19 protein-coding genes and 2 pseudogenes are annotated in these 21,826 nt (G+C 41.9%); 18 read left to right on the top strand and 3 right to left on the bottom strand.

Annotation, left to right across the window (positions count from 1 at the left end; all coding sequences use genetic code 11):
• Positions 1 to 3: 3 nt before the first annotated feature.
• A complete protein-coding gene (gene purH / locus HMPREF1516_RS03325; RefSeq protein ID WP_033605798.1) occupies positions 4 to 1,551 on the top strand; it encodes a bifunctional phosphoribosylaminoimidazolecarboxamide formyltransferase/IMP cyclohydrolase in 1,548 nt (515 codons plus the stop codon).
• Positions 1,552 to 1,733: 182 nt separating this feature from the next.
• On the opposite strand, the gene HMPREF1516_RS03320 is transcribed toward purH, so the two are convergent.
• Complete coding sequence (locus HMPREF1516_RS03320) at positions 1,734 to 2,276, bottom strand: TetR/AcrR family transcriptional regulator (RefSeq protein WP_033605797.1); 543 nt, start codon at positions 2,274 to 2,276, stop codon at positions 1,734 to 1,736.
• A gap of 167 nt (positions 2,277 to 2,443) precedes the next feature.
• On the opposite strand from HMPREF1516_RS03320, the gene HMPREF1516_RS03315 reads away from it, so the two are divergent.
• The 12 genes and pseudogenes from HMPREF1516_RS03315 (at position 2,444) to purB (ending at position 11,888) form a co-directional block, all read left to right on the top strand.
• Positions 2,444 to 2,953, top strand: a complete 510-nt coding sequence (locus HMPREF1516_RS03315) for an HXXEE domain-containing protein (RefSeq protein ID WP_033605796.1) — start codon at positions 2,444 to 2,446, stop codon at positions 2,951 to 2,953.
• 59 nt (positions 2,954 to 3,012) lie between these two features.
• Positions 3,013 to 3,087, top strand: a pseudogene (locus HMPREF1516_RS10210) (IMP cyclohydrolase); the annotation flags it as partial.
• Positions 3,088 to 3,208: 121 nt separating this feature from the next.
• Positions 3,209 to 4,468, top strand: a complete 1,260-nt coding sequence (purD, locus tag HMPREF1516_RS03310; RefSeq protein WP_033605795.1) for a phosphoribosylamine--glycine ligase — start codon at positions 3,209 to 3,211, stop codon at positions 4,466 to 4,468.
• Positions 4,469 to 4,527: 59 nt separating this feature from the next.
• On the top strand, positions 4,528 to 5,721 hold the full coding sequence (locus HMPREF1516_RS03305) for an ATP-grasp domain-containing protein (protein WP_033605794.1): 1,194 nt from the start codon (positions 4,528 to 4,530) through the stop codon (positions 5,719 to 5,721).
• Positions 5,722 to 5,740: 19 nt separating this feature from the next.
• Entirely contained in the window at positions 5,741 to 6,229 is a 489-nt protein-coding gene (purE, locus tag HMPREF1516_RS03300; protein ID WP_033605793.1) for a 5-(carboxyamino)imidazole ribonucleotide mutase, read from the top strand.
• The gene (purK, locus tag HMPREF1516_RS03295; protein WP_033605792.1) at positions 6,216 to 7,310 is read left to right on the top strand and encodes a 5-(carboxyamino)imidazole ribonucleotide synthase; all 1,095 of its coding nucleotides are present in this window, start codon (positions 6,216 to 6,218) and stop codon (positions 7,308 to 7,310) included. The genes purE and purK overlap by 14 nt, the downstream gene beginning before the upstream one ends.
• Positions 7,311 to 8,261 (top strand): ketopantoate reductase family protein, encoded by a 951-nt coding sequence (locus tag HMPREF1516_RS03290; RefSeq protein ID WP_033605791.1) that lies wholly within the window; start codon positions 7,311 to 7,313, stop codon positions 8,259 to 8,261.
• Positions 8,262 to 8,306: 45 nt separating this feature from the next.
• Positions 8,307 to 8,495, top strand: a pseudogene (locus tag HMPREF1516_RS03285) (phosphoribosylaminoimidazole carboxylase); the annotation flags it as partial.
• Positions 8,496 to 8,510: 15 nt separating this feature from the next.
• Positions 8,511 to 9,548 carry a hypothetical protein gene (locus HMPREF1516_RS03280; protein WP_033605790.1) on the top strand — a complete coding sequence of 346 codons (1,038 nt, stop codon included), beginning with the start codon at positions 8,511 to 8,513 and terminating at the stop codon, positions 9,546 to 9,548.
• Positions 9,541 to 9,684, top strand: coding sequence for a hypothetical protein (locus tag HMPREF1516_RS10035; RefSeq protein WP_162838153.1), 144 nt, complete (start codon positions 9,541 to 9,543; stop codon positions 9,682 to 9,684). The genes HMPREF1516_RS03280 and HMPREF1516_RS10035 overlap by 8 nt, the downstream gene beginning before the upstream one ends.
• An 81-nt stretch (positions 9,685 to 9,765) precedes the next feature.
• A complete protein-coding gene (locus HMPREF1516_RS03275) occupies positions 9,766 to 10,377 on the top strand; it encodes a DUF6037 family protein (RefSeq protein ID WP_033605789.1) in 612 nt (203 codons plus the stop codon).
• A 212-nt stretch (positions 10,378 to 10,589) separates the two neighbouring features.
• A complete protein-coding gene (gene purB / locus HMPREF1516_RS03270; protein WP_033605788.1) occupies positions 10,590 to 11,888 on the top strand; it encodes an adenylosuccinate lyase in 1,299 nt (432 codons plus the stop codon).
• A 57-nt stretch (positions 11,889 to 11,945) separates the two neighbouring features.
• Here purB and strH read toward each other — a convergent pair whose 3' ends face one another.
• The gene (strH, locus tag HMPREF1516_RS03265) at positions 11,946 to 15,977 is read right to left on the bottom strand and encodes an LPXTG-anchored beta-N-acetylhexosaminidase StrH (protein ID WP_033605787.1); all 4,032 of its coding nucleotides are present in this window, start codon (positions 15,975 to 15,977) and stop codon (positions 11,946 to 11,948) included.
• Between the two features lie 294 nt (positions 15,978 to 16,271).
• Complete coding sequence (locus HMPREF1516_RS03260) at positions 16,272 to 16,988, bottom strand: GntR family transcriptional regulator (RefSeq protein WP_001007186.1); 717 nt, start codon at positions 16,986 to 16,988, stop codon at positions 16,272 to 16,274.
• Positions 16,989 to 17,308: 320 nt separating this feature from the next.
• Between HMPREF1516_RS03260 and HMPREF1516_RS03255 the strand changes: the two genes are divergently transcribed.
• The 5 genes from HMPREF1516_RS03255 to HMPREF1516_RS03235 are packed head-to-tail and all read left to right on the top strand — an operon-like array spanning position 17,309 to position 21,717.
• A complete protein-coding gene (locus tag HMPREF1516_RS03255) occupies positions 17,309 to 19,096 on the top strand; it encodes a glycoside hydrolase family 35 protein (RefSeq protein ID WP_000196620.1) in 1,788 nt (595 codons plus the stop codon).
• Positions 19,093 to 19,569 (top strand): PTS sugar transporter subunit IIB, encoded by a 477-nt coding sequence (locus HMPREF1516_RS03250; protein ID WP_000156965.1) that lies wholly within the window; start codon positions 19,093 to 19,095, stop codon positions 19,567 to 19,569. Before HMPREF1516_RS03255 ends, HMPREF1516_RS03250 begins: the two co-directional genes overlap by 4 nt.
• A gap of 26 nt (positions 19,570 to 19,595) precedes the next feature.
• The gene (locus HMPREF1516_RS03245; protein WP_000616992.1) at positions 19,596 to 20,501 is read left to right on the top strand and encodes a PTS mannose/fructose/sorbose/N-acetylgalactosamine transporter subunit IIC; all 906 of its coding nucleotides are present in this window, start codon (positions 19,596 to 19,598) and stop codon (positions 20,499 to 20,501) included.
• Complete coding sequence (locus HMPREF1516_RS03240; RefSeq protein WP_000185284.1) at positions 20,488 to 21,309, top strand: PTS system mannose/fructose/sorbose family transporter subunit IID; 822 nt, start codon at positions 20,488 to 20,490, stop codon at positions 21,307 to 21,309. Before HMPREF1516_RS03245 ends, HMPREF1516_RS03240 begins: the two co-directional genes overlap by 14 nt.
• Positions 21,310 to 21,312: 3 nt before the next feature.
• Positions 21,313 to 21,717, top strand: coding sequence for a PTS sugar transporter subunit IIA (locus HMPREF1516_RS03235; RefSeq protein ID WP_000045700.1), 405 nt, complete (start codon positions 21,313 to 21,315; stop codon positions 21,715 to 21,717).
• The last annotated feature ends 109 nt before the right edge of the window (positions 21,718 to 21,826 follow it).

The raw sequence follows: 21,826 nt of genomic DNA, 5'->3' as shown, positions 1-21,826 counted from the left end.
AACATGACTAAACGCGCCTTAATCAGCGTCTCAGACAAAGCGGGCATTGTTGAATTTGCCCAAGAACTTAAAAAACTCGGTTGGGACATTATCTCAACAGGTGGGACCAAGGTTGTCCTTGACAATGCTGGGGTGGAGACCATTGCAATTGATGATGTGACGGGCTTCCCAGAAATGATGGATGGCCGTGTCAAGACTCTTCACCCAAATATCCATGGTGGGCTCCTCGCTCGTCGTGATCTTGCTAGCCATCTAGAGGCTGCTAAGGACAATAAGATCGAACTCATTGACCTTGTGGTGGTCAATCTTTATCCTTTCAAGGAAACGATTCTCAAACCAGATGTGACCTATGCTGATGCGGTGGAGAATATCGATATCGGTGGGCCGTCTATGCTTCGTTCAGCAGCTAAAAACCATGCCAGCGTGACGGTTGTGGTAGACCCTGCTGACTACACAGTGGTTTTGGACGAGTTGTCAGCCAATGGTGAAACGACTTACGAAACGCGTCAACGTTTGGCTGCCAAGGTTTTCCGTCACACAGCAGCTTATGATGCCTTGATTGCAGAATACTTCACTGCTCAAGTCGGAGAAAGCAAACCAGAAAAACTCACTTTGACTTATGACCTCAAACAAGCCATGCGTTATGGGGAAAATCCTCAACAGGATGCGGACTTCTACCAAAAAGCTTTGCCGACAGACTACTCGATTGCTTCAGCGAAACAGCTCAATGGTAAGGAATTGTCCTTTAACAATATCCGTGATGCCGATGCGGCTATCCGTATTATTCGTGATTTCAAAGACCGTCCAACAGTTGTGGCTTTGAAACACATGAATCCATGTGGTATCGGTCAAGCTGATGACATCGAAACTGCTTGGGATTATGCTTATGAGTCTGACCCAGTGTCTATCTTTGGTGGAATTGTCGTCCTTAACCGTGAGGTGGATGCTGCGACAGCTGAGAAGATGCACGGTGTTTTCCTTGAAATCATCATTGCACCAAGATATTCTGACGAAGCGCTAGCCATTTTAACCAATAAAAAGAAAAACTTGCGTATCCTTGCCTTGCCATTTGATGCTCAAGATGCCAGTGAAGCAGAAGCAGAATACACTGGTGTTGTAGGTGGACTTCTCGTTCAAAACCAAGATGTTGTCAAAGAAAGTCCAGCTGACTGGCAAGTGGTGACCAAACGCCAACCAACTGAGACAGAAGCGACTGCTCTTGAATTCGCTTGGAAGGCTATTAAGTACGTCAAATCAAACGGTATTATCGTGACCAATGATCACATGACACTTGGTGTTGGCCCAGGTCAAACCAACCGTGTAGCTTCCGTACGTATTGCAATTGACCAAGCCAAAGCCCGCCTTGACGGCGCTGTGCTTGCTTCCGATGCCTTCTTCCCATTTGCAGATAACGTGGAAGAAATCGCTAAAGCAGGTATCAAAGCCATCATCCAACCAGGTGGATCTGTCCGTGACCAAGAATCCATCGAAGCAGCGGATAAATATGGCTTGACCATGGTCTTCACAGGAGTAAGACATTTTAGACATTGATGGGTATTTAAAAATTAGCTCATTATCAACTGTGATAAATGATTTATCACTAACAACGAGAGAAGACGTAAGTTGTCTTCTCTTTTTGTATGTCTAAAACAATAAGCATTTTAGTATTAGAAATTATTAAAATGATTTGTTAGAGCTGTTCATGACTAATCTCGAAAAACTCAGTTTCTCACTTAACTATTTTTCATACGTTTTATGGTGTTTAAGGTTGTTGTGACTAGCTCGTTAACAGGCATTGTCTGGTAATCTGTTTTTAACCATTCATCAAAAATATTGTAGAGACCTCCAACGATGAATCTACTATCATAGGTGATTTGTCTTTGATTACTGTTTGTGACATGCCAAGGTGCCATGACAGTAGTATAAGTAGCAGGAAGCTTATCATAAGACCTTTGCAAGATAAGCACGAGCAGGTTTGCGCCTTGCAAAATTTTTAATGGCTCAGTGTACTGGCTCCAATACTGAAAGAAAAGGTTCACCAAATCTTCAAAATTAGTCAGTTTTGCTGTTTGAAGTTCGATAATATAGTCTTGAATTAAGCGGTCTAAATAGTTCGTAAGAACTTCCTCTTTTGAATGGTAATAACGATAAAACGTTCGTCTAGCAATTTGAGCATGCTCACTGAGTTCTGCAATGCTGATATTTTGGAGAGACTTCTTAGTTGCTAATAAATCGAACAAGGCTTCTTCCAGCCATTGCCGCGTTTGATATTCCATGGTATTTTTCCTTTCCTGTCACACTTTTGGTCAAACTGTGCCAATTTCTCTTAACCTCTTGTTTTTGTAACAGTTTATCTTTATACTAAAAGTGTTGCGCGTGATATATGATTATCATTTATTCTTAACATTGTACAATTGTTAGTTGTTATTAAGGAGGTAAAGATATGAGCATTCTTTTTAATGTTTGGATGCTACCTATTTTATTTATTTTACACGATTTTGAAGAAATGATTTTTATGCCCTTGTGGAAAACACGGCATCATCAAAAATTAGAAACTTTTAAGAAACCGTTCTTTGGTTCCGTTACGCAAGGCTCCGCTTTTGCAGTAGGTGTGTTGGAGGAATTTATCATCCTGGTGTTTATTTCTGGATTCTGCCAAATAACTCACAACACTTTACTCTATTTATCTTTTGTAATAGCTTATACATCTCATTTCATAATCCATTATATCATGTGCCTGCAATTTAGGGGTTATGTTCCTGGAGTCGTCACAGTAACCCTAGAATTGCCAATAGTTCAAATGATTATTTCCCACTATTGGTCTTCTGACGTTCCTTTGTTATCAGTCTTTGTCTATCTTTTATTAGCCATGATAATAGCTTTTACGAATCTTAAAATAATGCATCTCATCATGCCAAAAATCCAAACACATCTAGAAAAATATGCGAAATGAAAAATGATTAAATGAGAGCTACTTTTTAACCTTTCTGATATAACTGGTTAATGAGTGGCCAAAAATCCATCGAATCGGCGGACAAATACGGCTTGACTATGGTCTTCACAGGAGTAAGACATTTTAGACATTAAGAAAACAAAAGGGAAGAAAACAGTTTCTTTCCTTTTTTTGCTTAAAATGCTAAGTGAAACAAGATTAAAACGAACGTTTATGATATAATATTAGTAAATAATTCGTAAAAGAGGTTGAGAGATGAAGCTGTTAGTTGTCGGTTCGGGTGGTCGTGAACATGCGATTGCTAAGAAATTACTTGAATCAAAAGACGTTGAAAAAGTTTTTGTAGCCCCTGGAAATGATGGAATGACTCTGGATGGTCTGGAATTGGTAAATATCTCTATTTCCGAACATTCTAAGTTAATTGAGTTTGCAAAGGCCAACGATATTGCTTGGACCTTCATCGGGCCAGATGATGCCCTTGCTGCTGGAATTGTGGATGATTTTAACCAAGCTGGTCTCAAAGCCTTTGGTCCAACAAGATTGGCAGCGGAGCTGGAGTGGTCCAAGGATTTTGCTAAGGAAATCATGGTCAAATATGACGTTCCGACAGCAGCCTATGGCACATTTTCAGATTTCGAGGAGGCCAAGGCTTATATCGAGGAGAAAGGAGCTCCAATCGTAGTTAAAGCGGATGGCTTGGCGCTTGGGAAAGGTGTCGTCGTTGCGGAGACGGTTGAGCAAGCTGTCGAAGCTGCTCACGAGATGCTCTTGGACAATAAATTTGGTGACTCAGGTGCGCGTGTGGTCATCGAGGAATTCCTTGATGGAGAAGAGTTCTCTCTCTTTGCCTTTGTCAATGGGGACAAGTTCTACATCATGCCGACGGCTCAGGATCACAAACGTGCTTACGATGGCGACATGGGCCCTAACACGGGCGGTATGGGAGCTTATGCGCCAGTTCCTCACTTGCCACAGAGCGTGGTTGATACGGCGGTTGACACCATTGTCAAGCCAGTCCTTGAAGGGATGATCAAAGAAGGTCGTCCTTATCTTGGTGTCCTTTATGCGGGGCTTATTTTGACTGCTGATGGTCCGAAGGTCATCGAGTTCAACGCTCGTTTTGGAGATCCCGAAACTCAGATTATCTTGCCTCGTTTGACATCTGATTTTGCGCAAAATATCACAGATATTTTGGAAGGTAAAGAACCAGCCATCACGTGGACGGACAAGGGTGTGACTCTTGGTGTGGTTGTCGCATCCAAGGGCTACCCGTTAGACTATGAAAAAGGTGTCAAGTTGCCAGCCAAGACCGAGGGCGACATCATCACTTACTATGCTGGGGCTAAGTTTGCGGAAAATAGCAGAGCACTGCTGTCAAATGGCGGTCGAGTATACATGCTGGTCACCACAGCAGATACTGTCTCAGCTGCGCAGGAAAAAATCTACGACCAACTAAAAAAACAAGACACAACAGGTCTTTTTTATAGGCATGATATTGGTGGTAAGGCTTTGTAAATCAAATCTATGAAACTTTTAGCCGTGAGACTTAAAAATAGACTTCAGGTGTTTGAAAAATGAAAAATAGATTGCTATTTTTAGAAGGTTCAAGCTTGACCTCACGAGAAACTTTGACAGTTTTGTTGAAAGAAAGCTATAAAATTGATGTGTTATCTCCTAGAAGATTTTCCATTGCATACTTCAGTCGTCTAACCCATAGAGTTCCGATAGTTGATGTGAATCGTTTTCCTGTAGATTATCTGAGACAGGTTAGTCAGTTGCTTCATAAAACCAATTACAAGGCCATTTTGCCAACACATGAAGAAGGCTGGTTATTGGCAAATGGGAAACAATTTTTGCCTCAATCGCTACCAATCGCCCTTGCTGATAAAGAGCAGTTTAAAATGTTGGCTGGAAAGATTGCTTTTGCTGAAACTGCGGATTTATTAGGACTTCCCACACCTAAGTGGGAGTACGTGAAAGATGCAGACTCTATACTGTTAGACTATCCTTATTGGCTGAAAGCAGATTATGGTACTGCCGGTCGCTCGGTTTATAAGATTTCAAGTAAGAAAGATTTGGCTGAAGTGACGAGCAAATTAACAGCGAGTGATGAGGAATGGATGGTTCAGCAAGACATAGTTGGAGACTATGGTCAGGTTCAAGCAGTGTTTGATCATGGAGAATTACTCGCAGTACATTCTAGCGTAAAAGTAGGTTCTGGCGCGGGTGGTTCGGCTGCGGCAAGATTAAGCATAGAATCTAAAAGAACGAGAGAGCATGTTGAAAAATTAGGACAATATATACAATGGCATGGTTGCCTAACCCTAGATTTTATACGTAGGGGAGATCAATTTTACTATATAGAGTGTAACCCTAGAATGGTAGAGCCTGCTAACGCTTATAAAGCAGGAGTTAATTTTCCAAAAATCATGATAGAACTAGCCAGTCATAGCTACGCTAAATCTGAGGTCATTCTTGGTCGAGCAGGCGTTGAGACGCATAGTCTGATGGCTTTGATTATTGGAACAGCTGAGAAGACGAAAAGTAGAAGAAAAATATTGCAGACAATAAAGTACTGGCTTTTAAGATGTGATAGTGAAGAAGTGTTGACACCTGTATGGAAGGATTTGCCGAGCATTATACCTCTTGTGACAATTATACTTCGTTTATTGATAAAACCTAAGAGCGTTGAAAATCTGGTTAATCAGACTGTTCAACATTATAGTGTTGAATCAGCTACTGTAAAAAATATTGAGCAAAAGAATTAGTTTATTCAGAGGAGAAAATATGAAACCAATTATTTCCATCATCATGGGCTCTAAATCTGACTGGGCAACCATGCAAAAAACAGCTGAAGTCTTAGACCGCTTTGGTGTAGCCTATGAAAAGAAAGTTGTCTCTGCCCACCGTACTCCAGACCTCATGTTCAGACATGCGGAGGAAGCTCGTAGTCGCGGTATCAAGGTCATTATCGCAGGTGCAGGTGGAGCAGCCCATTTACCAGGTATGGTTGCTGCCAAAACAACCCTTCCTGTCATCGGGGTACCTGTCAAATCACGTGCCCTTAGTGGCGTCGACTCGCTCTACTCTATCGTACAGATGCCGGGCGGTGTGCCTGTTGCGACAATGGCTATCGGTGAAGCAGGTGCGACAAATGCGGCCCTCTTTGCCCTCCGTCTCCTGTCAGTAGAGGATCAGGCTATCGCGACAGCTTTGGCAGATTTTGCAGAAGAACAAGGAAAAATCGCTGAGGAGTCTACAAATGAGCTCATCTAAAACAATCGGAATTATCGGTGGCGGTCAGCTTGGTCAGATGATGGCCATTTCTGCTATCTACATGGGGCACAAGGTTATCGCGCTGGATCCTGCGGCGGATTGCCCTGCCTCTCGAGTGGCGGAAATCATCGTGGCTCCCTATAACGATGTGAACGCTCTCCGTCAGCTGGCTGAGCGATGTGATGTCCTCACCTATGAGTTTGAAAATGTCGATGCTGACGGTCTGGATGCGGTGGTTATCAAGGAAGGACAACTTCCTCAAGGAACAGACCTGCTCCGCATCTCTCAAAATCGCATTTTTGAAAAGGACTTCCTCTCAAACAAGGCACAAGTCACTGTGGCACCCTACAAGGTTGTGACTTCAAGCCAAGATTTGGCAGATATTGACCTTTCTAAAAATTATGTCCTCAAGACTGCGACTGGTGGCTACGATGGGCATGGGCAAAAGGTCATTCGCTCAGAAGCAGATTTAGAAGAAGCTTATGCACTAGCGGATTCAGCAGATTGCGTTTTAGAAGAATTCGTCAATTTCGACCTTGAAATTTCTGTCATTGTGTCTGGTAACGGCAAGGACGTGACGGTTTTCCCAGTTCAGGAAAATATCCACCGTAACAACATCCTATCTAAAACAATTGTGCCTGCTCGCATTTCAGCTAGTCTAGCTGACAAAGCAAAAGCAATGGCGGTGCGCATCGCTGAACAGCTGAACTTATCTGGAACTCTTTGCGTGGAAATGTTTGCGACCGCTGATGACATCATTGTCAATGAAATTGCTCCGCGCCCACACAACTCTGGGCACTATTCTATCGAAGCCTGCGACTTCTCGCAGTTTGATACCCATATTCTCGGCGTTCTGGGAGCACCATTGCCAGCTATCCACCTGCATGCGCCAGCCGTCATGCTCAACGTGCTCGGCCAGCATGTCGGGGCTGCTGAAAAATATGTCACAGAAAATCCAAGCGCCCACCTCCATATGTATGGTAAAATAGAAGCGAAGCACAACCGCAAAATGGGACACGTGACTTTGTTTAGTGAAGTGCCGGATGAGGTTGAGGAATTTGGGAAAGGGATTGATTTTTAGGTGAGAATAGCAATTTTAGGTCTTGGGGTTATCGGGACCATTTATGCCTATGCTTTTCAAAAAGCAGGTCATCAGGTAGATCACGTGCTGAGAGAAAGTAAGAAAAGTACAGCACCAAACGTTTTGACAGTTGATTTGCTAGATGGCCGTCATGTTTCCAAAGGTGAAAATAAACAGGATACCTATGCGGTTCATGTGGCGGAAGCTCATGCGGAATATGATTTTATTTTTATCAGTGTGCGTCATGGTTTTGTAAAAGAAGCCGTGGAAACCTTGCGAGAAAATCAGATTAAAGGAACTCTCGTTTTCTTCTGTAATTTCTGGAATACGCGAGAGGAAGTAGAGAAATGGGCAGGGGAGTATGACTATATTCTCGCATTTCCGACAGCTGGTGGTCATATGAATAAGGACCATTTGGATGGCGTCTTGTTCGACCATTTAATGTTAGAAGGGGAGAAAAAAGCACACATCCCCAATTATGCTGATTTGACGGATTTGCTGATTTCAGCAGATTTGAAGTGGGAGGTTCCCCATGATATGGTCGAGTGGATTTGGATTCACATGGCGATTAATGCGGGTGTCACCTCGACAGCTGCACGCTCGGGAAATCTAGAAAATCCAGAAAAATTGGCTTTGAACTTGATGAACAGTTCTTCGGAATTATCATTAGCCATCAAGGCCATTCGAGAGGCTTTGAAAGTCGTAGAAGCGCGTGGTGTGAATTTGAAACTTTACAAAGCAGAACTCTTGCCTTATAAAATTCCCGCTTGGATTGCAGGGAAGGCCATGAAAGCTATGTTTGCGAAAAATGAGCTAACCCGAAAAATCATGACCTTGCATAATGATAAACAGGACATCTTTTATTGTTGTCAAAGTGTCTATCTGACAGGTCTGGAGTTGGGTGTTGAGATGCCTATTCTGGAAGCCAATATGAAGGGGGCTTCTGTCTAGAGTATTCTGGTTGTACAATGGTTTGATTAAACAAGATAAGGCTGTGGAGCAGTCGTTGAGGTCCTGTATGCTAGTGGGGATCACGAAAAGGTGAAAGCTAAGTATGAAGAGCTAGTTGCACAATATCCTGAAAACTATTTAGCCATCTATGATCTACCGTTAGATACGGATTTGAATACACTAGATTACTATCCATCAGTGTGGATTGGAAAAGAGGAGTTTGAGGAATTATAAAGTAGGAGATACAAAATGGGAGAGTTAGCTTTAAAGAACGATAAACTCATTGAAGAAGAGAAAAATAGTAGTCAACTTGATATTAGACTTTTTCAAAATAAAAGTAAGATGTTTGAAAAAGTTGGAAATTACTTTACTACCATCGTTAACTCCTATAATGAAGTAAAACAGAATATTGATCCTAAAGGAATATATGTTGTTAAATTCACTCAAGAACAGCTAGATAAATTCAATAGGGGAGATATTGATTTTCAAAAAACGGCAGATATGAAATCTTTATTGCCAAATTTTGTATCAAAAGGGACTAATAATAATATTGTTTCAATGGCTAGACTTGAAAAAATTGTATTAGACAACCCAGAAGCTTTACAAAATGTTGTGTCAAATGTAAATCGGTTGGTTGAGGCTCAAAAAGTAAGTGAACTGGAGTTATTGCTGTCAGAAGTAAAACAGATTTCTTTAGATATTAAACAAGGTCAAAAAGATGATAGGCGGTCCAAAATATTGGGGGCAGAAAGTACAATAGAGCAAGCATTATTAATGAGTGATGAAAATCCTCAAAAAGAGCATCTCTTATTGAATGCAATTAATCAGTTAAATGAAGGACGAGCATCTATTATAAAAGAATTTGAAGGAGTTGTGGCTAAAAATTTATCCATACCAAAAACTAATTTATTTTTATTTCTAAAATCAATCGTTGATGATAAATTTAATGAGGATGTTTCAAATAGCTTTGTAGAATTAAATGACCAATTTTCATATATTGTAAAGGCAAGTGATTTACTAGCTAAAATATACACAGTGACAGGTAACAATGGCTTGATTGACACTGTTTATGCACCTGTTAAGAATTTGATTGAAAATAACCATGAGTATATATCAAAACTGGTAGAATTACAGGAAATAAGTGCTGAGGAGCAAAGACGGTTAAAATGGTGTATTGAGCCAAATGATTTTATTGGGAAGATTGGAGCAACTGAATTGTCAGATGATGATATTATTACAATTGAATTTTCAGGTCAGGAATTATTAAAGGGAGTAAAAGATGGATAGAAAGCAAATACACAAGATTGGAAAAAGCATGAATAAGCCTGTTAAATTTGTAAAGAACCATGCAGGAAAAATTATGACAGTGATTGCCACAGTTGTTTCAGTAGTTACGTTTATTGACGGCAGAAAAAATAAATAGATTTACTGTCATACATAGAATTAAATTTGGGGAAAAGGCTACGTTTTAAATTGAATTGAAAGGTAGGAGAATAATCTCATCATGTTAGAAAATCTCAAATACTTAAAAAATGATATGGTAGCAAAGAAATGGACTATCTGTAGTTTTATCTTTGTCTATAAAAGAGTGGAGTATATCGTCCTTGTAAAACGATTTGTTGGTAGGGAGCAAAGGATTGAAGAGTACGCATTAGTGAAGCTACATTTTATAGAAGCTGATAACTTATACCATGAGTTACAAGTCGAGGCAAACAGCCAAAGATTGATTGTAGAAGCTAGAACTTTAAGAGAATTTTTTGGAATTGAGTACGGTGATAATTTAGGTAATATACTAAAGCAATTCACAAATCAATTAGGTGAGTCAATACCCAAAAAGGTTCCTGAACAAAGAACAGCTGCTGAACAAGCCGCCTTAGTAAATTCTCTAAGTCGGAGTGATGCAGAGAATCCAAATAAAATTTATTGTTATGGCGTAAAAAGAAATTCAAATGGGGGACAACGAAGTGAGTTTAATTCAGATAAAACCAAATTGTTGCGACCAGATTTGTTTAGATATTTTGAAAATGACACTAGTATCAGTTTCTGTTATAGTGATGATATCAATAAAGAAAATAATGATTCTGAAATTTTAAGAAAATTTAGTGATACTAATTAGATATGGTTTTGTATTGGCTGGTGTTTTGTAATAAATATAATAGTGAATAACAATTATATTTTTGAAACTAACTATATTACCTAATCATTCAACATTTAGAAAGTTATCTTGCGACTTTAGGTTCAAGATTTAGTCATGAGATCTCGAAGAAAGTTGCAGGTGTCCGACCCACCACTTAAGTGAAACATTAAAAGAAAGGAAAATAAAATTACATGATTGAAAGATATAGTCGCCCAGAAATGGCGAACATTTGGAGTGAAGAAAATAAATACCGTGCTTGGCTTGAGGTGGAAATCTTGGCTGACGAGGCATGGGCTGAGTTGGGGGAAATCCCTAAGGAAGATGTGGTTTTGATTCGCGAGAAGGCGGACTTTGACATCGACCGTATTTTGGAGATTGAGCAGCAAACTCGTCACGATGTGGTTGCCTTCACACGTGCGGTTTCTGAAACGCTTGGTGAAGAGCGCAAGTGGGTCCACTATGGGTTGACTTCTACTGACGTGGTGGATACGGCCTATGGTTACCTTTACAAGCAAGCCAACGACATCATCCGTCGTGACCTTGAAAACTTCACCAACATCATCGCTGACAAGGCTAAGGAGCACAAGTTCACTATCATGATGGGGCGTACCCACGGTGTGCACGCTGAGCCGACAACTTTTGGTCTTAAATTGGCGACTTGGTACAGTGAAATGAAGCGTAACATCGAGCGTTTCGAGCATGCAGCTGCTGGTGTAGAAGCTGGTAAAATCTCTGGTGCGGTTGGGAATTTTGCTAACATCCCACCATTTGTAGAGCAATACGTCTGCGACAAACTGGGCATCCGTGCTCAAGAAATCTCTACACAGGTGCTTCCTCGTGACCTTCACGCTGAGTACTTTGCAGTTCTTGCTAGCATCGCAACTTCAATCGAACGTATGGCGACTGAAATTCGTGGTTTGCAAAAATCTGAGCAACGCGAAGTGGAAGAATTCTTTGCCAAAGGGCAAAAAGGCTCTTCAGCAATGCCTCACAAACGCAACCCTATCGGTTCTGAGAACATGACAGGTCTTGCGCGTGTCATCCGTGGTCACATGGTGACGGCCTATGAAAACGTCGCTCTCTGGCACGAACGTGACATTTCTCACTCATCAGCTGAGCGTATTATCACACCAGATACAACTATCTTGATTGACTACATGCTCAACCGTTTTGGAAATATCGTCAAGAACTTGACGGTCTTCCCAGAAAATATGATCCGCAACATGAATTCTACGTTTGGTCTTATCTTTAGCCAGCGTGCCATGTTGACCTTGATCGAGAAAGGAATGACGCGTGAGCAAGCCTATGACTTGGTGCAACCAAAAACAGCCTACTCTTGGGACAACCAAGTAGACTTCAAACCGCTTCTCGAAGCAGATCCAGAAGTGACATCACGCCTCACTCAAGAGGAAATTGATGAAATCTTCAACCCTGCATACTACACCAAACGAGTGGATGATATCTTTGAACGTATCGGACTTGGTGATTAATCTTAACAATAAAAAGCGGGATTCAATCTCGCTTTTTTGTATGCTTATCGAAGGGGTTTAATCTTCTTTTCTCTTAGTGAGTCCGTAAGCTGCTAGTGTGGCCATGAGTCCTACTGCGACCAAGCCTGCAGAGTCTTGACTTCCTGTTGCAGGGAGTTGTTTTTCATCTGCTTTGGCTGTAGTTACTTCAGCTTGCTCAGCTTTCTCAACGGCAGTTCCGACTTCGACAACCTGAGCGACCGCTTCCTGCGATACCGCACTATTGACAAGGGTTCTTTCTTCCTTGCCGTCAGCAGTAGTGCTGACAGAGTAGAAAATCGTACGGCGACCATTTACACCAGTAACGATGACTTGCGTTTGTCCGAGTGGTAATTGCGGATTTTCACGTGTTACGGTAGTGAATGGAATCTCTTCTTCTTGGATGTCCAGTCTTGGTTTTGTCTCTGCGGCTGGGGCAAGACCGTGTTCATCCCCTACATGGGTTACAAGGGTTCCGACTTCAATAACTTGTGTCACTGCTTCTTGCGTTACAAGGCTATCGACAAGAGTCTTCACTTCTTTGCCATCAGCAGTAGTGCTTACAGAGTAGTAATGACTGCGACGACCGTTAACACCTTTGGTAAGGACTTGAGTCTTCCCTTTGAGCAAGAGTGGATTTTCACGTGTCACGGTAGTGAAAGGAATCTCTTCTTCTTGGATGTCTAGTCTAGGTTTTGCTTCTGTGGCTGGGGCAAGACCGTGTTCATCCCCTTTGTGGGTAATAGGGGCACCGATTTCAACCACTTGGGTCACAGGTTCTTTGGTTACTTGGCTATCTAGAACAGTTTCTGTTTGTTTCCCATTTTCAGTAAGGACAGATATGTAATGAGTGCGTTCGCCCTCTACACCTGGTGTGATGATCTTTTCCTGACCAGCTGGGAGATTCGGATTTTCCTTCTTGATAACTTCAAATGGAATCTTTTCTGCTCTTGTGATGAGTTCCGGTTTGGTTTCAACATTGGCAGCTAGTTCGTTTTCATCGAGGCTTCCTGAGTGGGTTGCTGCTGGTTTGAGGTCTAGGCGGGCTGCTTTGAGCTTGGCTACGAGAGCGTCTAACTCGGCTTGTTTGTTCCGGTTGAGGTTGTAGTTGAGAGCTTCTTTAGCTGCATTTAGGGCCTCCAAGCTTTCCTTGCTGTATCCGTCCAAGTTTGCAGGAATTTGAGCAAGTTCATCACGGAGGGCATTGTAGTTAGCGCGGAAGTAGTCTTTGTTATTGTCTGCAAAGGCAGTCATGAGTTCAAAGATTTCTTCTTCCTTGTACTCAGCGCTTGGTCTATCTGCCCAGATGGCAAGCATGCTTCCAACTGTTGGAAGGTCTACCTCAGGATATTTGGTAGATGCAAGCTGGTTAAATGGTACTTTGCCAGAGTTTTCAAGTGCTTTTGATAGTGGATAGGCTTCGTCCGGTTTGTGATTACCTAAAACATAGTACCAGTCTCCGTTGGTGTTGAGGAGTTTATAGCCTTTGCTTGCTAGGTACTGAGGCGTTGCAAGGTTATAGCCCCACCATCCCTTAGACCAGTAAGAGATGATGACATCCTTGTCAAACTCAACATCATCCTTGTCCTCGTAGTAGAAACCATCGTTGAAGGCCATTGGTTGAAGGCCTCTTTCTTTAGCCATAGCAGCAAGAGTGTTAGAGTACTCAGCAAACTTGCCATAGAGTCCATACCATTTGAGGTAGTACCAGCCTTGAGCGTTGGTAGCATCATTAGCGTATTCGTCTGTACCGTAGTTGAAGATCTTAGTCTTGCCTGCAAAGAAGTCCATGTACTTGCCGATGAGGGCTTTGACAAAGTTCATGGCCTCTTCGTTTTCAAGGTCCATGGTTGTTTTAGAGACCTTGTCAAAGTTGGCTTGAGGATTCTTGATTCCAAGTTTTTCCATAGCAACGAGCATGGCATCCATGTGACCTGGGCTGTTGATTGCTGGGATGAGTCCGAGGCCTTTTGATTTTGCGTACTCGATCAATTCAGTGATTTCAGCTTGACTAAGAGTGGTTCCGTTTGGATCATCGTAGTAAGCTTTTGTTCCTTCGATAATGGCCTTCTTGACATCGTCACTTGCATAAGTTTTGCCGTTAGCTGTGATGGTCATGTCATCAAGGAGGAAGCGAAGTCCATCATTTCCTAGGAGCAGATGCACATCAGAGTAGCCGAGCTCGCTCGCCTTGTCTACGATGCGTTTGAGTTGGTCGAGCGTGAAGTACTTACGTCCAGCATCGATGGAGATTACCTTGTTCTTGGCAAGTTTTTCAACTTCACGTTTCGCGTCTTCTTCTTTTTGAGCTTCTGGTGTGAAGGTCAAATTGCTTACAGCCTCTTGGAGTTTTGCGATTGCTTGATCAATGGTGTCTTGTTGAGCACGGCTGAGGTTGCTATCGAGTGAGCGAATAGCTTTTTCAGCTTCTTTTACAGCTGCGACACTTTCTGCAGTATAGCGGTTAAGGTCTGTTGGTACTTCTTTCAGAGCTTGTTCAGCAGACTCATAGTCAGCTGCGAAGTATTCAGCATTGGCATTTGCGAAGCTGCGCATGAGTTTGAAGAGGCGTGATGGTGAGTAGCGTGCAGATGGGGTATCCGCCCAAGCAGCTACCATACCCCCGATGAATGGGATAGTAGCCCCATCAGATTTTGGTACAGAAGTGATTGGAGTATTCTTGATACCATTGAGTCCTTGGTCGAGGTTGTACCAGCCTTGTCCATCGGCATTTCGTCCGAGAACGTAGTACCAAGCATCGTTGGTATTAAGGATTTGGTGGCCTTTTTCAACTAGAAGTTTAGAAGAAGCGACGTCGTATCCGCCCCATCCACCAGTCCACATAGAAACGATGATGTCTTTGTCAAAGGTTCCAAAGCTAGTGTCGCTATTATAGTAGATACCGTCGTTAAAGGCCATTGGTTTGAGGCCGTGAGATTTGACGATGCGAGCAAGGTCATTAGCATAGGCGATAAATTTATCATAACCCTTGTCAGGGAATCCATCTTCTGGATACCATTTATAGGCCTGAAGAACGCTCCAGCCTTTGGCGTCTGTAGCATCATTGGCGTACTCATCCAGTCCGATATTGAAGATGTCAGATTTGCCAGCGAAGTAAGCAGCATACTTGTCGATCAGAGCTTTGGTAAATGCAACCGCTTCTTTGTTATCAAGGTCAACGGTACGAGCAGATTCCTTACCAAAGTAGTTGAAGTTCGGTTTTTGGATACCTAATTCTTTCATGGCATGCAAAATCGCATCCATGTGACCAGGGCTATTAACGGTTGGGATTAGTCCGATACCTTTATCTTTGGCATAGTTGATCAAGTCCGTCATCTGGCTCTCTGTCAAGTGATTGCCGTTTGGATCCTTGTAGTAGGCATTAGTTCCATTTTCGAGCGCACGTTTGACATCATCACTTGCATAGGTTTTGCCATTGGCTTTGATGGTCATGTCGTCCAACATGAAACGCATGCCATCGTTTCCAACTAGTAAATGAAGATCAGTATAACCGTAGTGTTTGGCTTTGTCGATGATTTCTTTGAGTTGGTCTGGAGAGAAATACTTGCGTCCGGCGTCGATTGAGATCATTTTTCTTTTTGCCAGTTTTTCATTTACTTGAGATACACGTTCCGTGCTAGGAGTGGCTACAGCAGGTGTGACGGCTTCATTTTTCTTTTCTGAAGGAGTACTTTCAGCAGGGGTTTCAGCTGGGGCAGGGCTTTCTTTCTCGGCAGTAGGAGTTGGAGTAGCATTTTCTGTCACAACTGGTGTGCTTGACTCTTCTGTTTTTGGAGCAACTGTTCGAGGAGCCTCCTTGTCTTCTTTGACCTCCTCTTTTACAGGCTTGTTAGCCTTTTCTTCTAGTTTTTCTGGAATCTTGGAGTCTACAGCTTCTTTGACTGCTTGAGGACTCTCCTGAATCGTTTGGACAGTTTCTTCAGCTGTTGGAGCTGGAGTAATCCCGTCAGCAGATACGACTTGTGCGCTAAAAGCAAATCCTATAAGTACAGAAGCTGCCCCAGCCGCGTATTTACGGATGGAGAAGCGCTGTTTCTTTTCTAGTTTCATGACAAAACCTCCTTGTTATTATTATGTATGATAGCGTTTACATAAAACCAATTTTATTTTATTATCTAAGGAGTAAAATGTCAAGTACGTTTATATAAGAACTATAATAAATAGAGGAAATCATAAGATTTAGAAGAAAATTATTTCCAGAAATAAGAAAGAGAAAGCCGATATTTAACTTGTTTTTAGTAAAAACGCTACTAATTAAATAAGAGTCCTCCATAGCGTTCTCACAACCTCTTTCTCGTGCTATAATGAATATAGAAAAAGCCTGAGCTGGGCTCAAGCTTTCTCTTAATGACCTCGATTACATGAGAGGAATTTAATTTTGTAGTAGTCTGCTCGCTTATACGTTTCACTATAGGCGAGGACTTGGCCAGTAGCCTCAAGTTTAGTAGTCTTCGTTTGGAAGACAGTTGGAAATTGCGTATCGATTCCAAGTACAGAAGCAACATGCTCTGGTGTTGGAAATGCGATTTCATTGATTTCCTCAAAATGCTCATCGTTCATGTGAATGCGGTAATCCAATTTGAAGCGTTTATAGATAGAACTATAATAGTCAAGATTTGGATAGTTGGCATTGATGTATTGTTCAGGAATATAAGATGTGTGGTAGATGTAAGTTACGCCATTTGTTTGACGGGTACGTTCAATTTTGTAGTAGAACTGATCTCCACGTAATCCAAGCTTCTCTAGGTATTCAAGCTTGTTTCCGCGCTCGATAGAAAGGACAGTAACTTTATCATCTTTTGTTTCAAAGATTTCGACATCTGAAAACTCAACGAGTTTGTGCTTGCGGGCACGTGAAACGAAAGTCCCTTTCCCTTGTTGGCGGACAATATAGCCGTCTTTTGCAAGGTCATTCAAAGCACGCACAACAGTGATTGAACTAACATCATACATCGCGATCAATTCTGCTTCTGTATAAAATTTATCTCCACTTGCAAATTGACCAGAGATGATTTTGTTTTTTAATTCATCTTTAATATATTGGTATTTTGGAATAGCCATAATTTCACCTCGATTCTCTTTCTCCAGTCTTGATTTTACCACAAATACAGACAAAATAGTAGTATTTAGATAAAAAAATTAAAATAATAGACTAAAAATGTTATGTTACATGTAAAAAATTCCATTTTATAACCTTGTGAATTATCATACATTAAAATATCGCTTTCATGCTATTTTTAGATAATTTTGGTAAATGGTAAGTAAAAAAATAGAAAAATTTTAAAGAATTTTCTAAAACCTATTGACAAATGCAAAAGATTTGATTATAGTTAATATTATAATAAATGAAAGCGCAAACTTAATTCGTCAGAGGTGGTAACATGACAAGATTTAAAATTGAGGACGATTTCTATTTAGATGGGAAGCCGTTCAAGATTTTGTCTGGCGCCATTCATTATTTTAGGATTCCAGCAGAGGATTGGTATCATTCTCTCTATAACTTAAAGGCGCTTGGCTTTAATACAGTCGAGACCTATGTAGCTTGGAATTTACATGAACCCGTTGAAGGGGAATTTGATTTTGAAGGTGCCAGAAATTTGGAGAGGTTTCTTCAAATAGCACAAGATTTGGGTCTCTATGCCATTGTACGCCCGTCTCCATTTATTTGTGCAGAATGGGAATTTGGTGGTTTGCCGGCTTGGCTCTTGACCAAGGACATGCGAATCCGCTCGTCCGACCCGGCCTACATCGAGGCGGTTGCTCGCTATTATGACCAATTATTGCCGAGGCTTGTGCCTCGCTTGTTGGATAATGGCGGGAATATTCTCATGATGCAAGTCGAAAATGAATATGGCTCTTATGGAGAAGATAAGTCTTATCTACGAGCAATTCGGAAATTGATGGAAGACCGAGGGATTGATTGCCCACTCTTTACTTCAGATGGCCCATGGAGGGCTACTCTGAAAGCCGGAACCTTGATCGAAGATGACCTCTTTGTGACAGGAAACTTCGGTTCTAAAGCTCCGTACAACTTTTCACAGATGCAGGAATTCTTTGATGAGCATGGCAAGAAATGGCCCCTCATGTGTATGGAATTTTGGGATGGTTGGTTCAACCGTTGGAAAGAACCCATCATCACACGGGATCCTAAAGAATTGGCAGAAGCTGTTCGAGAGGTATTGGAGCAAGGTTCTATCAACCTTTACATGTTCCATGGTGGAACAAACTTTGGTTTCATGAATGGTTGCTCGGCTCGAGGAACTCTGGATTTGCCACAAGTCACATCTTACGACTATGATGCCCTTCTCGATGAAGAAGGAAATCCAACTGCTAAATACTTAGCAGTCAAGAAGATGATGGCAACACACTTCCCAGAGTATCCACAGTTGGAACCACTCTATAAGGAAAGCATGGAGATAGGGTCCATTCCATTGGTCGAAAAAGTTTCCTTGTTTGAAACTCTGGATAGCCTGGCAAGTCCAACTGAAAGCCTCTATCCAAAAGCGATGGAGGAACTTGGTCAAAGCTATGGCTACCTTCTCTACCGCACTGAGGCAAGTTGGGATGCAGAAGAGGAACGTCTCCGTATCATCGATGGACGTGATCGAGCTCAACTATTTGTAGATGGTCGATGGATTGCTACTCAATACCAGACAGAGATTGGTGAAGACATCTACTGTCAGGGCAACCGAGAAGGCTGTTCAGAGATTGATATCCTGATCGAAAATATGGGGCGTGTTAACTATGGACACAAGTTCTTAGCAGATACGCAACATAAAGGAATTCGTACAGGTGTCTGCAAGGATCTACATTTCTTACTGAATTGGAAACAATATCCACTTCCACTGGATAATCCTGAGAAAATTGATTTTTCAAAAGGATGGACAGAAGGACAACCAGCCTTTTACGCTTTCGACTTTACGGTCGAAGAGCCAAAGGATACCTACTTAGACTTGTCTGAGTTTGGTAAGGGAGTTGCCTTTGTCAATGGGCGTCACCTAGGGCGTTTCTGGAATGTCGGCCCGACCCTCTCACTTTATATCCCTCATAGCTATCTCAAGGAAGGTGCTAACCGCATCATCATCTTTGAAACTGAGGGTGAATATAAAGAAGAGATTCACTTAACTCGTAAACCTACACTAAAACACATAAAGGGGGAAAACTTATGACAATTGTAGGATGCCGTATCGATGGACGTTTAATCCACGGTCAAGTAGCCAATCTTTGGGCTGGAAAACTAAATGTTTCACGCATTATGGTTGTAGACGACGAAGTTGTTAACAACGATATTGAAAAGAGTGGCTTGAAACTTGCGACACCACCAGGTGTGAAACTCAGTATCTTGCCAGTTGAGAAAGCAGCAGCAAATATCCTTGCTGGTAAATACGATAGCCAACGTCTCTTTATCGTTGCACGTAAACCAGACCGTTTCCTTGGTTTGGTCGAAGCAGGTGTTCCGCTTGAAACACTCAACGTCGGCAATATGTCTCAAACACCAGAAACTCGCTCTATCACACGTTCTATCAACGTGGTAGACAAGGATGTGGAAGATTTCCACAAACTAGCAGACAAAGGTGTGAAACTCACTGCTCAAATGGTTCCAAATGATCCAGTTTCAGACTTTTTGAGCTTGTTAAAATAGGAAAAAATTTTTAGGAGGTCATTGTTATGATACAATGGTGGCAAATTTTACTTCTCACTTTGTACTCAGCTTATCAAATCTGTGATGAGTTGACAATCGTTTCATCTGCAGGTTCTCCTGTATTCGCTGGTTTTATTACTGGTTTGATCATGGGAGATGTGACAACTGGTTTGTTTATCGGTGGTAGCTTGCAGTTGTTCGTTCTCGGGGTTGGTACCTTCGGTGGTGCTTCTCGTATCGACGCAACTTCTGGTGCGGTTCTTGCAACAGCATTCTCTATCTCTCAAGGTATTGATACAGATCTTGCGATCACAACAATCGCTGTACCAGTAGCAGCACTTTTGACATACTTCGACGTTCTTGGACGTATGACAACTACTTTCTTTGCACACCGTATTGATGCTGCGATCGAACGCTTTGACTACAAAGGTATCGAACGCAACTACCTACTTGGTGCAGTGCCTTGGGCTCTTTCTCGTGCCCTTCCAGTATTCTTCGCTCTTGCTTTTGGTGGTGCTTTTGTACAATCAGTAGTAGACCTTGTTAAAGAATATCAATGGATTGCAGATGGTTTGACACTTGCAGGTCGTATGCTTCCAGGTCTTGGATTTGCAATCTTGCTTCGTTACCTTCCAGTTAAACGTAACCTTCACTACCTTGCAATGGGATTTGGTTTGACAGCTATGTTGACTGTTCTTTACTCATATGTAACAGGTCTTGGTGGAGCTGTTGCGGGTATCCTTGGTACTCTTCCTGCTGATGTTGCTGAAAAGATTGGCTTTGCTAACAACTTCAAAGGTTTGTCTATGATCGGTGTTTCTATCGTAGGTATCTTCCTTGCAGTTGTTCACTTTAAGAACAGCCAAAAAGTAGCTGTAGCAGCACCTTCTACACCATCAGAAAGTGGGGAAATCGAAGATGACGAATTCTAATTACAAACTTACAAAAGAAGATTTTAATCAAATCAACAAGCGTAGCTTGTTTACTTTCCAATTAGGTTGGAACTACGAACGTATGCAAGCTTCTGGTTACCTTTACATGATCTTGCCTCAATTGCGTAAAATGTATGGGGATGGAACTCCTGAATTGAAAGAAATGATGAAAGTTCATACTCAATTCTTCAATACTTCACCATTCTTCCACACAATTATCGCTGGTTTTGACCTTGCCATGGAAGAAAAAGATGGTGTGGGTTCAAAAGATGCCGTTAACGGTATCAAGACAGGTTTGATGGGACCATTTGCTCCTCTTGGAGATACTATCTTTGGTTCACTTGTACCTGCTATCATGGGTTCTATCGCAGCAACTATGGCGATCGCTGGCCAACCATGGGGTATCTTCCTTTGGATCGCAGTTGCAGTTGCTTATGACATCTTCCGTTGGAAACAATTGGAATTTGCCTACAAAGAAGGGGTTAACCTTATCAACAACATGCAAAGTACCTTGACAGCTTTGATTGACGCTGCATCTGTACTTGGTGTCTTCATGATGGGTGCTCTTGTAGCAACAATGATCAACTTTGACATTTCTTACAAATTGCCAATCGGTGAAAAGATGATTGACTTCCAAGACATCTTGAACTCAATCTTCCCACGCTTGCTTCCAGCAATCTTTACTGCCTTTATCTTCTGGTTGCTTGGTAAGAAAGGTATGAACTCTACTAAAGCGATCGGTATCATTATCGTTCTTGCAGTAGGTCTTTCATTCATCGGTAAATTCTTGCTTGGAATGGGCGCATAATTTATGAGTAAATCATTAATTTTGGTGAGTCATGGTCGTTTCTGTGAAGAACTTAAAGGTAGCACAGAAATGATCATGGGTCCACAGGACAACATTCATGCAGTGGCTCTTCTTCCAGAAGATGGTCCAGAAGAATTTACTGCAAAATTTGAAGCTGCTATCGAAGGATTGGATGATTTCCTAGTCTTTGCGGATCTTCTCGGTGGAACACCATGTAACGTGGTAAGCCGTTTGATCATGGAAGGTCGCGATATTGAACTCTACGCAGGGATGAATCTTCCAATGGTGATTGAATTTATCAATGCAAGCCTTACAGGTGCAGATGCGGATTATAAGAGCCGTGCTGCAGAAAGTATCGTGAAAGTCAATGACTTGTTAGCGGGCTTCGATGATGACGAAGATGAATAATACTCTTCGAAAATCAAATTCAAACTACGTCAGCGTCGCCTTGCCGTACTCAAGTACAGCCTGCGGCTAGCTTCCTAGTTTGCTCTTTGATTTTCATTGAGTACAAGTC

It is taken from the genome of Streptococcus sp. CM6, assembly GCF_000526095.1.
GTDB classification, from domain to species: domain Bacteria; phylum Bacillota; class Bacilli; order Lactobacillales; family Streptococcaceae; genus Streptococcus; species Streptococcus oralis_BW.
This window is presented reverse-complemented; position numbering and strand designations above follow the sequence as displayed.